The organism is Microbacterium sp. (assembly GCF_003248605.1).
Classification (GTDB): Bacteria; Actinomycetota; Actinomycetes; order Actinomycetales; family Microbacteriaceae; genus Microbacterium.
In genome coordinates this window covers 1-11,780 of the sequence record NZ_QFPF01000087.1, presented here as the reverse complement: position 1 = coordinate 11,780, position 11,780 = coordinate 1, and the positions used below count along the sequence as shown (strand labels likewise).

General features: G+C 65.8%; 12 protein-coding genes and 1 pseudogene. 8 read left to right on the top strand and 5 right to left on the bottom strand.

Annotated elements, in window-relative coordinates; genetic code table 11:
• The 7 genes and pseudogenes from DI573_RS11330 to DI573_RS11300 all read left to right on the top strand — a co-directional run.
• A pseudogene (locus DI573_RS11330) lies at nucleotides 1-195 on the top strand (hypothetical protein); the annotation flags it as partial.
• A gap of 219 nt (nucleotides 196-414) precedes the next feature.
• On the top strand, nucleotides 415-690 hold the full coding sequence (locus tag DI573_RS11325) for a hypothetical protein (RefSeq protein WP_292814172.1): 276 nt from the start codon (nucleotides 415-417) through the stop codon (nucleotides 688-690).
• Nucleotides 603-1,691 (top strand): NtaA/DmoA family FMN-dependent monooxygenase, encoded by a 1,089-nt coding sequence (locus DI573_RS11320; protein WP_292814170.1) that lies wholly within the window; start codon nucleotides 603-605, stop codon nucleotides 1,689-1,691. The genes DI573_RS11325 and DI573_RS11320 overlap by 88 nt, the downstream gene beginning before the upstream one ends.
• Before the next feature lie 46 nt (nucleotides 1,692-1,737).
• Nucleotides 1,738-2,790, top strand: coding sequence for an ABC transporter substrate-binding protein (locus tag DI573_RS11315; RefSeq protein WP_292814167.1), 1,053 nt, complete (start codon nucleotides 1,738-1,740; stop codon nucleotides 2,788-2,790).
• A complete protein-coding gene (locus DI573_RS11310) occupies nucleotides 2,790-3,602 on the top strand; it encodes an ABC transporter ATP-binding protein (RefSeq protein WP_292814165.1) in 813 nt (270 codons plus the stop codon). Before DI573_RS11315 ends, DI573_RS11310 begins: the two co-directional genes overlap by 1 nt.
• Nucleotides 3,602-5,221: an ABC transporter permease subunit gene (locus DI573_RS11305; RefSeq protein ID WP_292814162.1), complete on the top strand. Its 1,620-nt coding sequence runs from the start codon at nucleotides 3,602-3,604 to the stop codon at nucleotides 5,219-5,221. The genes DI573_RS11310 and DI573_RS11305 overlap by 1 nt, the downstream gene beginning before the upstream one ends.
• A 78-nt stretch (nucleotides 5,222-5,299) precedes the next feature.
• Nucleotides 5,300-6,685: an NtaA/DmoA family FMN-dependent monooxygenase gene (locus DI573_RS11300; protein WP_292814159.1), complete on the top strand. Its 1,386-nt coding sequence runs from the start codon at nucleotides 5,300-5,302 to the stop codon at nucleotides 6,683-6,685.
• Between the two features lie 19 nt (nucleotides 6,686-6,704).
• Here the strand turns inward: DI573_RS11300 and DI573_RS11295 are convergent, their stop codons facing one another.
• Nucleotides 6,705-8,081: an NtaA/DmoA family FMN-dependent monooxygenase gene (locus DI573_RS11295; RefSeq protein ID WP_292814156.1), complete on the bottom strand. Its 1,377-nt coding sequence runs from the start codon at nucleotides 8,079-8,081 to the stop codon at nucleotides 6,705-6,707.
• Between the two features lie 25 nt (nucleotides 8,082-8,106).
• Nucleotides 8,107-8,682: a nucleoside 2-deoxyribosyltransferase gene (locus DI573_RS11290; protein ID WP_292814153.1), complete on the bottom strand. Its 576-nt coding sequence runs from the start codon at nucleotides 8,680-8,682 to the stop codon at nucleotides 8,107-8,109.
• A 161-nt stretch (nucleotides 8,683-8,843) separates the two neighbouring features.
• Between DI573_RS11290 and DI573_RS11285 the strand changes: the two genes are divergently transcribed.
• Nucleotides 8,844-9,827 (top strand): nucleoside hydrolase, encoded by a 984-nt coding sequence (locus DI573_RS11285; protein WP_292814150.1) that lies wholly within the window; start codon nucleotides 8,844-8,846, stop codon nucleotides 9,825-9,827.
• Nucleotides 9,828-10,486: 659 nt separating this feature from the next.
• Here DI573_RS11285 and DI573_RS11280 read toward each other — a convergent pair.
• From DI573_RS11280 to DI573_RS11270, 3 genes are all read right to left on the bottom strand, one after another.
• On the bottom strand, nucleotides 10,487-10,789 hold the full coding sequence (locus DI573_RS11280) for a putative quinol monooxygenase (RefSeq protein WP_292814148.1): 303 nt from the start codon (nucleotides 10,787-10,789) through the stop codon (nucleotides 10,487-10,489).
• Between the two features lie 5 nt (nucleotides 10,790-10,794).
• Nucleotides 10,795-11,424, bottom strand: coding sequence for a GyrI-like domain-containing protein (locus DI573_RS11275; protein WP_292814145.1), 630 nt, complete (start codon nucleotides 11,422-11,424; stop codon nucleotides 10,795-10,797).
• Nucleotides 11,421-11,780 (bottom strand): hypothetical protein (locus DI573_RS11270; RefSeq protein ID WP_292814142.1); only part of this gene is annotated, 360 nt, incomplete at its 5' end. The genes DI573_RS11270 and DI573_RS11275, both read right to left, overlap by 4 nt.

The window sequence follows — 11,780 nt, the reverse complement described above, 5'->3', positions numbered from 1 at the left end:
GACGGCCCCGATGCTGCGGCCTATGCCTCGCCGGAGGCGTTCGTCTACGAGTGCGCCGGAGGGCGAGACGTGCGGCACGTCCTGGTCGACGGAGAGATCGTGGTGCAGGACGGCGAAATCACGACGGTGGACGTCCGCGAGATCCGGGCTCGTGCGGCGTCGCGACAGAAGGAACTCGCCGAACTCATCGCCTGACCGCGCGCCTGTCCCCCGCGGGCCGGAATCGTCACCGGTGTTCGGTCCATCCGCCGTGCGCGAATCGCAGCGGGACGGAAAGAGTTCGATCCGGCCTCCGTTTGTTGCGGCCGGATGACGAATCTTTTCGGGGCGTTTACGAAATGCGTCGCTGGTGCATCCCGACCTCCCGTGGAGTGCAGAATCGATTCCGCAAGCCCTATCGAGAGGAGGCACCAGATGACCGCCAGCACGAAGCCGCTCACATTCGGCGCGTTCGAGGTAATGTCACCCGCCTTCCTCTCGAATGCGTGGTCGCACCCCCTGAGCCAGACCGAGGAGTTCGCCACCCTCGCGTTCTGGCAGAAGTTGGCACGCCGCCTGGACGACGGAGGCTTCGACTACCTGTTCTTCGCCGATGCGTCGGGATACCCCATGAACTCGGCGGGCGAGGTGCCCGAGGCGGTTATCGACCGTATGTCCATGCCCGCCGCTTCACCACGCTCGATCACCTGACGAACGGACGCCTGGGCTGGAACATCGTCACGAGCGACATGCAGGAATCCTTGACGCGACTGCTCGGTGAGACCGAGGTCATGGCCCACGATCTGCGCTACGACCGCGCCGAGGAGTTCGTCGATCTGTGCCTCGAGTTGTGGGAGACAGCGTGGGACGACGACGCGATGGTTTTCGACAAGGCGAGGCGCGTGGCGATCGAGCCGTCCGCGGTGCGGCGGATCACGCACCACGGCACGTACTTCGACTTCGACGGCTACTATCCCGCCAACCCCTCACCGCAGCGCACCCCGACCCTCATGCAGGCCGGTACCTCCCCGAGAGGCCTGCGCTTCGCCGCGGACTTCGCCGAGGCCGTCTTCGTACAGAAGCGGGACATCCCGTCGGCGAAGGCCGTGGTCGCACGTGTGCGTGACGCGGCAGAGGCCGCGGGCCGGTCGCGCGACTCCGTGAAGGTCGTCAATAGCGTCTCGGTCATCGTCGGGGACACCGAAGCAGAGGCCCGGGAGCTCCGCCGGTCGCTGTCGACAGCACCCAGCACCGCCGCGATGGCGGCCCTGTATATGGGTTGGAGCGGTGTTGACCTCATGCAGTACGACCCGGAAGACACACTCGACGGCGTTCGCAGCGAAGTAGGCCAGTCGAGCGCGTTGAAGTATCAGTCGCCGGATGGGAAGAGCCCGACGGTGCGAGAGATCCTCGATGGGATCGTCGAGACGACCGGCGGATTCAAGATCACGGGAACACCGTCCCAGTGCGCTGCCGAGCTGGAAAAGATCGCGCGCGAGACCGATCTGGACGGTTACCTCATCGAGTGCACCTTCGGCGGAACCGTGTCATACGACGCATTCATCGACAAAGTCGTGCCGCTCCTGCGTGAGAACGGCATCATGCCCGCCGAACCTCGTGGCGGCACACTTCGCGAACGTCTCATCGGCACTCCCACGCCCGCACTGTCGGCGCTCCCGCGTCCCGTCCTCCATCCCTCCCAATCCATCTGACCCGAACACTGCACGTCCAATCACCTCCACCATAAGGAGCACCGAGATGTCCACTCGCGTTTCCCGTTCTTTGTCCGCCCGCCGATTCGCCGCACTCGCGGCGGTGACCGGAATATCCCTCACCCTCGCAGCCTGCGCGGGGGGCTCCGAGCCCGCATCCGTCCCGTCCGCCGACGGAGCGCCGGCAGATCTGGGTGCAGCAGCCATTCAATTCGGATGGCTTCCGAACATCGAGAACGGCGCCATCATCGCTGCCGTTGAGGAGGGGTACTACGACGACCTCGGCCTCGACGTCGAGATCCTTCCCGGCGGACCGGAAGTCGCCGTCGACGCACAGATCGTCAGCGGCGGTGCGCTCGTCGGGCTCATGACGACCGAATCGCTCGCGAATTCCGTACTGAGTGGCGCACCGCTCGTCGGCGTCGCTGCCGTCTACCAGTACTCCTCCAACGCGATCGTCTCGCTCGCGGACTCGGGCATCGAAGAACCCATGGATCTGGAGGGCGCGACGATCGGACTGAGCGCGAACGACCGCACCACCCTGCCGTTCCTCGAGTGGCGCGGACTCGACATGGACACGATCACGACCGTACCGGTCGACGGCTCACCCACTCCCCTTGCCTCAGGTGAGGTCGACGCGATCGTAAGTCCGATCGGCAACGTGCCGGTCGTCCTGGCCGCGCAGGGAATCGAGACCAGCGTCATCCCGGTCGCCGACCACGGCCACAACCGATGGAGCTCGATCCTGACGGTGCGCCAGGATTCGCTGGAAGATCCCGAGAAGCTGGCGCAGATCCGCGCGATCATCGAAGGCACACTCGTGGGCGTCGAAGTCCTCCTGGAAGACCCCGCGGCCGTCGGCGAGATCACCTACGAGGCATACGGCGAGCAGCTGGGGCTCGAGCTCGAGACCCAGGTCGAGGGCGCCGTAGTGTGGGCCGACTTGATCGAACGTGGACGGGAGCGCTCTGGCGGCGCGCTGCTGGAGGTCACCGAGTCCGGCATCGAAGAGACGCAGTCGCTCTTCGACAACATCCTGGTCATCGACCTCGATGCGAACGACATCTTCGACCTGACCGTAGCCGAAGGCATCCTTTGATGACGGATGCCTCGGCATCGGCCCTCGGCGCCGAGGCGGGCTCGATTCGAGCCGGCCTCGGCGCCGAGGAAGTCGTCAAGACGTTCAAGACCAGCCAAGGTCCGGTCACGGCGCTCGATGGCGTCTCGTTCGACACGGACCGAGGATCATTCACGGCACTGATCGGGCCGTCGGGATGCGGCAAGTCGACCCTGTTAAGGATGTTCGCGGGACTCGACAGCCCCACGTCTGGGCAGGTGTCGCTCCTCGGCCGGTCTGCTACCGACGTCCAGCAGGCGCATCACATCGGTGTCGCGTTCCAGGACTCCGCACTTCTGCCCTGGCGTTCGGTCGAGGCCAATATCGCCCTCCCGCTGCAGGTCGCGGGGCGACGGGTCCAGAAGAAAGCGATCGCGGACCTGATCGCGCTCACCGGCCTGGCGGGCTTCGAGAAGGCACGACCCGCGCAGCTCTCGGGCGGTATGCGGCAGCGCGTGGCGATCGCGCGTGCGCTCGTCCTCGAGCCCACAGTGCTTCTCCTGGATGAGCCGTTCGGTGCACTGGACGACATGACGCGTCACACCATGAACACCGAACTGCAGCGCATCTGGACGGAAAGACCGACGACCACCCTCCTGGTCACGCACTCTCTCGCAGAGGCCGTGTTCCTCAGCGATCACATCTTCGTGATGGCGGCCCGTCCGGGTCGGATCGTCGCCCGCGTCGATGTCGGGCTGGAGCGGCCCCGCACGACAGAAGCGCGCACCAGCCCGGAGTTTCACGCGTACGCGGATCAGCTGTCTCAGCTGCTGTTCGAAGCGAAGCGCACGTGATGGCGACAACCCATATCACCGAGGCCCCCCGCGCGTCACGCAGACCAATCGAACCCCGCAGTTTCGTCCTGCCCGCGACGCTCATCGTCGGGTTGTTCGCCGCGTGGATCCTGGTGGCCTGGGCGTTCTCCGGTCGGCACGTGATCCCCTTCCCCTGGGAGCTCGGAGCGCAGCTGGCGGCTGACGCAGAACTCATCGGAAGGAATGCGCTCTTCACGCTCAACAACGCGGCGTTGGGGTTGATGTGGTCGATCATCGTGATCATTCCGCTCGCGGCGATCTGCTTCCTGCTGCCGATCAGCCAGCCCGTGGTGATGATCGTCGCGATCGTCCTCAATGTGATTCCGACCGTCGCGATCGCACCGATCCTGATCGCGGCTCTGCAGCCCGAGATGGCACGTGTCGTCGTCACCGCGCTCTTCGTCTATTTCCCCCTCCTCATCGGGGTGCTCCTCGGATTTCGCTCCGTCGACGACCGCAGCCTCGACGTCATCACGGCCAGCGGAGGACGCGAGTGGGCACGACTGAGGTTCCTGCGCCTGTGGTCGGCGCTGCCGAGCATCGTCGCCGCTCTGCAGATCGCCGTCCCCGCGGCGGTGCTCGGCGCGCTGATCGCCGAGTTCTTCGGTTCGGCGGAGGGACTGGGTGCGCTCCTCATCTCGGCTCAAGAGATGATGCTGGTGAACCGTGTCTGGGCTATCGGGATCTTCGCGGGCGTCATCGCCGCCCTGGGTTTCGGTCTTGTCGCACTCCTGGCTCGGGTCGTCGTACCGTGGGCGGGTCGCGGCACGTCGGTCGGCACCTCGGTTGCGGGCGCCCAATCGACTCCGCTGGCCTCGTGGTCCGCGATCGGCTCCGCTCTCATCGCGTTGGTCGTCATCATCGCCTTCTGGTACTCACTGCGGTTCGCTTTCGGCCTCGACGAGTACTTCGTCAAGCTGCCGCATGAGCTCCTCGTGTACGCATTCACGGGCGACTCCCTGCGCGGCCTGGGCCCGGAGGCGTTCTGGGGCGTCTTCCTCGTGGCGCTGGGCGAAACCGTGATCGATGCTTCCACCGGCTTCATCGTGGGAATCGTTCTGGCCATAGCGGGCGCGCTCACGCTGGTGGCGGTGCCCGGACTCAGCCGGGTCGCGCTACCGCTCGCGATCGTCCTCAGGTCGCTCCCGATCCTCGCGATGCTGCCGATCGTCGTGATCGTGTTCGGGCGAGGCATCCTGACGGTAACCATCGTCGTCGTCCTCGTGAGCTTCTTCCCCACCCTCGTGAACGTGATGACGGGGCTGCGCGCCGCGCCCGACGGCGCGATCGATGTGGTCAGGGCGAGCGGCGGGTCGAGTTTCGATGCGGCGCGGCGGGTGCGCTTGCTGTACGCCGTCCCCTCGATCATCGCGTCGACGCAAATTGCCGTGCCCGCTGCGATCGCGGGCGCGACGCTCGCCGAGTGGCTCGCCACCGGCAATGGCGTCGGATATCTGCTCACTCTGTCGTCGGCACGCGCCGAGTACCTGCAGCTGTGGGCGGCGAGCATCGCCTTGGTGATCGTCGTCCTTGTCGTCTACCTGCTTCTCGGCATCGTAAGCGGCTGGGTCACGCGTCGACTCGGAATCTCCGGCTGACGCACGCACCCGCCTCAAAGCACCGCTCGCGGCATCTCTGCATGTCAGCGCGGCATCTCTGTCTGTGAAAGGAACCCCATGAAGCGAATCGGCCTCGGCGTCTTCGAGTCCGCGCGAGCGGCGAACGGAAACAAGTTCGCTCTTCGGCATCCCGAGAGCCGCCACCACGAGTACACCGACCTCGCCTTCTGGGTCGAGATGGCGCAACTGCTCGACGCGGCGGACTTCGACTACCTGTTCTTCGCGGACGGCTACGGGTACCCGATAGACGCGGATGGCGACGTTCTGCCCGCAGCCGTCGAGGGGGGCAGCTTCTCCGGGGTGGAGTCGATGACACTGATCCCGGCCCTCGCGTACGCGACGCAGCGGCTCGGTCTCGTCTTCACGAGTCCGACCGGTCTCGATCACCCCGTGCACACGGCGAGACGCCTGGCCTCGCTCGACCATCTGACGAAGGGAAGGCTCGGGTGGAACGTCGTCACCGGCTCCTCGCAGGACGCGATCGCGCTCCTCTTCGGCCACGAGCAGATGCGCGCCCACGACGACAGGTATGCGCGGGCACGGGAGTATCTCGAGATGGTGCTCGCGTTGTGGGAGGGATCATGGGAGGACGATGGCGTCGTTGTGGACCGGGATCGCGGTGTCTATGCCGACCCGTCAAAGATCCACCGTCTGGACCTGAGTGGCGAGTTCTACAGCACGTCCGGCTATCTCACCGTCGAGCCTTCGCCTCAGCGCACGCCTGTCCTGTTCCAGGCTGGCACCTCGGAGGTGGGCAAGGACTTCGCAGCGCGATACGCGGAGTGCGTCTTCGTCAAGTCCGAGAGCCTGGAACGCACGGCTGAGAGCGTCGCTGACATCCGGCGCCGAGCGGTCGCGTATGGACGGGATGCGAACGACATCACGATGTTCTGCAGCGTCAGCATCATCGCGGGCCCGGACCGCGACGAGGCTCACGCATGGCGCAGGAGCATAATCGATCTGCAGACGGACGAGGGTGCGGCAAGTCAGTTCCGCGCCCTCGCTGGCATCGACCTGATGTCGCTCGACGCGACCCTGCCCCTCAGCCAGCGCGGCACGGATCTCGGCGAGATGAACCAGAGCGACGTGCGCAAGTACCTCCCTCGGCCGGGCGAGCGCGCGATGACCGTGCGTGAGATCCTCGACGACCTCAAGGGTGCGAAACTCGGCGACTGGACCATCACAGGGGGCGGCGAAGAGGTCGTCGACGCCATGACGCGCATCGTCGAGGCGACCGACATCGACGGCTTCATGCTGCAACCGGCACTGGACATCGCCGAGCTGCAGCGCTTCGTCACCCACGTCCTGCCCGTCATGCAAGAGCGTGGCCTCCGCGTCCCCGCCTCGTCCGCGGCCGACACCTTCCGCGGGCGGCTGAGCGGACATCCTCGCCTGAGCGATACGCATCCGGGCGCTGCCAACCGTGGGGTCGCCGCCTCCTGACTCCTCCCCGTGGTTCCGGCTAATGGCCAGCTGCCGCCGTCTCGACTCGGAACGGGGCGCCCATGTGGTCGTCCGAGATTCGAGGACCGGCTTCGAGCATCCTCTCTCGTAGAGAGGCAGCCTCCAACGGGAATTGCGGAAGGCGTCCCCGGCGTCGCAACTCCGGCATGACGAACTCAGCGAAAGCGTCGACCTCTTGCAGCCCGAACACGGGACGGATGAGAACCCCATCGAGGTCGGTACGGTCGATCAGCTCCTCAATCCGGTCGGCGATGTCGGCGGGGTCCCCCGCCATCCCGAAGCCCGGGTTCTTCAGCTCGACGAGGATCTCCCGCACCGTCGGTCCCGACTCGCCGTCCCGCGGGAGAAAGCGATCGACGTTCGTCTGGCCGAGCTCGGTCTTCAGCAGCTCGGCCGGCACCTGCGTGAGGGGTTGGTCGGGGTCGAGACCGAGAAGGTCGATGCCCGTGCGGTGCTTGTACACCGTGGCGACATCCTCGTCAGATGTCAGCGCCTCGTAGTCGGAGCGCAGACGGAGCGCCTCCTCGCGGGTGGGAGCGACATTGACGGTGATCCCGACGACGATCTTGATCCGCGCGGGGTCGCGGCCGGCGGCGTCGGCGCGCGCTCGGATGTCGGCTACCGCCTCGGTGACCTGCTCCGCCGACATCGCCTGAACGAGCACGCATTCGGCATACTCCGCGGCGAAAGCCTTGCCCGCGGGCGAGGTACCGGCTTGGAAGAGGAGCGGCGTCCGCTGCGGCGTCGGCGCGACGGAGAGGTACCCCGAGGACCGGTAGAACGTGCCTTCGTGTTCGACGCGGTGCAACTTGGCGGGATCCGCGTGCATCCCGCTCTCGCGGTCTTCGACCACCGCTCCGTCTTCCCAGCACCCCTCCCAATACTTCAGTGCGAGATCCACGTACTCCCGGGCACGCCGATACCTCTCGTCGTGCGGCACCATCACGGCGTCACCGAAGAGAGAGGCGACCGAGTCCTGCGCGGCCCCCGTCACGATGTTCCAGGCGATCCGTCCGTGCGTGAGCTGATCCAGCGCCGCGAAGCGGCGGGCCGTCTGGATCGGGTGGTCTCTTCCGGTCGGATACGTCACCACGAAGCCGAGGTCACGCGTCGCGTGCGCAAGCGCCGGGATCATAAGCATCGCATCGCTTCCGGCGAAGCCCTGCTTGACCGCGGCGTCCGAGAGCTTGCCGTCGACGGTGGTGAATCCATAGCCGTCTGCGAACAAGAGAAAATCGAAGCCGGCCGCATCCATCTTCTGGGCGTACTCGATCCAGTAGTCGAGCTCGCCGTAGCGGTGGGACGTCGCGCGCGGATGCGCCCACGTGGGTTTCGGTGTTGCGAACTCGAAAACGCCCAGCTTGATCTGCTTCACGTGTGCCTCCTTCGTTGGACGTTCGTCATGCGCCGGAGCGGAGCACGTCGCGGATATGCTGCAGGCATCGCGTGAAAGGACCGAGGTCGTCCCACGGCACCCATTGGGCCGCGCGAATCAGGGCCCCTTCGCGCAGGAGGATGCCGCCTTCCAGCATGAGGTTGTCGGACATTCCGTGGTCCTCGACCATCTGCCCGTCTGTCATCCGGAGGATGCCCTCTTCGTCGCGAGCCGTCCCGCCGTCGTACGCCGCCACGCGCTCCGAGTAGTCGCGAGGTTCGTGGGTATAGCCGAAAACGAGTTTGCCCTGAGCCGCCATATAGCCGAGTTCGTAGACTGTGCCGACGTCGGCGCTGATGCCGCGGAAGGGTGTGAGGTTGGCGATGCAGATCTCCGCCTCGTCCATCCGCCGCTCGTTTCGACGACTGATCCCGATTCCTCGCCCGAGGGGCGTCGCCGCATCCCCAGGGCTCAGGTCGGCGTGCAGGGGCGACGGCTCGAAGCCCACGCTCGCACTCAGCGCACGTTTGCGCTCGATCAGTTCGCGAGCCTGCGGCAGAAACACCTCGGGCCCAGCCAGATACACGCGGCGCGATCTCACGTGCCATTCCTTCCGCTCCCACGCTCCGCGTGGATACACTTGTGACGAATCGATTCCGCACCCAGTATCTTCCGGGGATACGGTCTCGGCACACACCGAAACGAAGTCTTAACGAGTTGTTGACAGACCCGGCCTCCGGGCGGCCGACGAGAGGCAGATCCGTGCAATCCATCACCCCCTCGACCGAACCTGACGACCGCCTCTTCGTCATCGACTGCGATACCGGGATCGACGACGCCCTGGCGCTCGGCTATATGCTCGCGCGCCACGGGGACCGGCTCGTCGCGGTCACAACGGTCTTCGGCAACGTCTCCGTTGCACAGGCGACGATCAATACGCTCGATCTGCTTGCTGTCGCGGGTCGACCGGACATCTCGGTTCACACGGGTGCGGCGACGTCGCTGGACGGGGCCTTCGCGGGGACCGCCCACCGCGTCCACGGGACGAACGGCTTCGGCGGCGTCGCGCTCCCCACCTCTGCGCGACAGCCATCAGCCGAGTCCGCGCCCGCGGCGATCGTCCGTCTCGCCCACGAATACTCGGGTCGACTGGTGATCATCGCCGTCGGACCACCCACGAACCTTGCGATCGCGCTCTCTATGGACCCGTCGATCGCGACGTTGATCGATGAGGTCGTCGTCATGGGAGGTGCTGTGCAACACGCCGGGAACGCCACCCCGGTCGCCGAGGCGAATATCTGGCACGACCCGGAAGCGGCGCAGCGGGTCTTCGCCTCTGCCATGCGCGTACGCATGGTGCCGCTCGACGCAACGATGCGCCAGCGCCTCACCGCCGCGGACGCCGCCCAGCTTCAGGCCTCCTCCAGCGCGACCGCGAGACTGATCGGCGAAGCGCTGGATCACTATCTCGGGTTCTACGAGGACGTCTTCGGTTTACAGGAATGCGCGCTGCACGACCCTCTCGCTGTCGCGGTCGCCGTCGGCGACGAATCCGTCCTACACGAGGCCCGTTCGCCCATCACGGTCGAACTGGCCAACGGGCCATCGCGCGGCGCCACCATCGTCGATCTGAGACGGGCCTACCACGGGCCGGTCGCCGTCGAAGGCGCGCGGAACCGAGTCGTCCTACGCACTGAGGACGATTTCGGGTCACGCCTCGTTGCAGCGCTGCTCACCCTGCCCTGAACTCGGGCACGGTCCCTGGCGCCTGGGCGCCGTCCGACACATCATCCGTTGAACCCGTCCTGAACGGTTTGTCTCATCCACCTCGCTCGCTACCGCTGCCACCTACGATCCAGTGAGTGTGTCGGGCCGAGCGGTCTGGTATTCCTATTGAATGTCGTGGGTCCAGCAATTGATATAGGTGTCCTCATCGTGATGCTGATCAGGTCTCGCCAACGACGTGACTTGTCATCAGGTCCGAACTGACTTGCGTTGGACCCGCTTAGCTACTCGTATCGGTAGAAGTCCGGTGGCAACGCCCTGGCAACGGATGAGCGAAATCGAACACTGGATAGCTGATCTGAAACACCTCATGACCTGATCGAAACCGCGAGAATCCGTGCCTTCTGAGCAAGCGCAACACCAGGGTCGTGAGTTCAAATCCCACCGTCACCGCCACTGTCGAAGCCCCGCGAACCCTTGGAAACACTGGGGTCGCGGGGCTTCTGTCATTCTTCGGCAGGGTCCTCCGCCCACATCCTGCCCACATTTGAATCGAAACGGGTTCGATTCACCCGGTCCGCAAGGGCGTCAAGGTCGTCATCGAAGAGGTCGCTGTAGACGTCCAGGGTCATGGCGGGGCTGGCGCGCTGACCTGGCGTTGACAATGAGCGGGCGCAGGATCAGCCGCGGAGTGGTGAGCCGGTGACGGTGAACTGATGTCCGCCGATGTGGCCCGACAGAAGCGGCATCGCCTCTTCGATCGCCGCACGAACGCTGTCGAGTTGCAGTGACGCACGATGTGCTTCGGCGGATGTCCACAACTCCGCGACGAACACGGTGTCGGGCTCGTCGTCGCTGATGCCGACCTCGTACAGGAGGCAGCCGGCCTCGTTGAGCTGGGGGTTGGGTCGCGTCAGAATCGCGACGACGTCATCACGTCTACCGGGCCGGACGCCGAGGGTGCCCACGTTTGCGAAGGTCATGAGCTTCACGGTACCCGGGGTGATCCGTCGGTCACCTCGGCCGCATCCCCGCTGACCGGGTCTCTGAGTATCGTGCGCAGGGTGCCCTGCGGGGTGGAGCGGGTGAAGGTGTCGAGATGGATCTCGTGGTGGGGGCCGGCTCGGTGCAGATTTCGGCGTCGCGCGTAGTCGCCGAGGCGTTCGAGGGTTGCGAATTCGTCCGCGAACGGTCCGTGGTGCATGACCTGGACGACGTCCTGCTCCGGGATCGAGAATGCCGTGACGTCGTCGCCGGCGGTGTCCGCGGTGCTCGCGGCGCGGGCGCGCGCGGCGGCGATGTCCGCTTCGGTCGTGCCTTCGGGTACGCGCGTGAGTACCCGATACCGCAGGGTCGGGATCGGGTTCACGCTGTAGAAGTCCGCGATCTCCACCGGAGCGGAGCCTCCCAGGTACCAGAACTGGAGCTCCACGACGGGAGTCTCGTCGCTCTCGGTGAGGGCGCGGGCGATGCCGGAGACGAGGATCTTCTTGCGGTAGAACTCGTCGCTGCCGGGGGCGCCGTTGCCGAGCACGGCGACGTAGTCCACGCGGGGTGTCCGTACGTGCTCGGGCGTGTCGGATGCGTGCAGGTGCTGGGTCAGCTCAGGGGTGGTCATGCGCGCGGCTCGGTGCGGGCGATGGTCGATTCCAGTCCGGCACGGATGCTGGACATCGTGTCGGCGTAAGCCTCGTCCAGATCGATATCGAGCTTGTCGGCGAGAACGAATGTCCACCAGATCGATTCGGCGAGTCTGTGTTCCAGCTCGGCTTTCGGATCACCGTCGATGGCCCAGGTCCCGTCGTGGGCGAGGAGGAGGCGGCCGATGGAGCCGACGTCGTTGGAGAATCCGATCATCAGTTCGTGCAATGACCAGGTTTTCCCGTTGATGCGCTCCTCGAGCACTTCGTACTTTGCCAGGACCGGTACACGCCCGGACCTGCTCCCCACGCTGGCGACCATGGCGACGAAAGG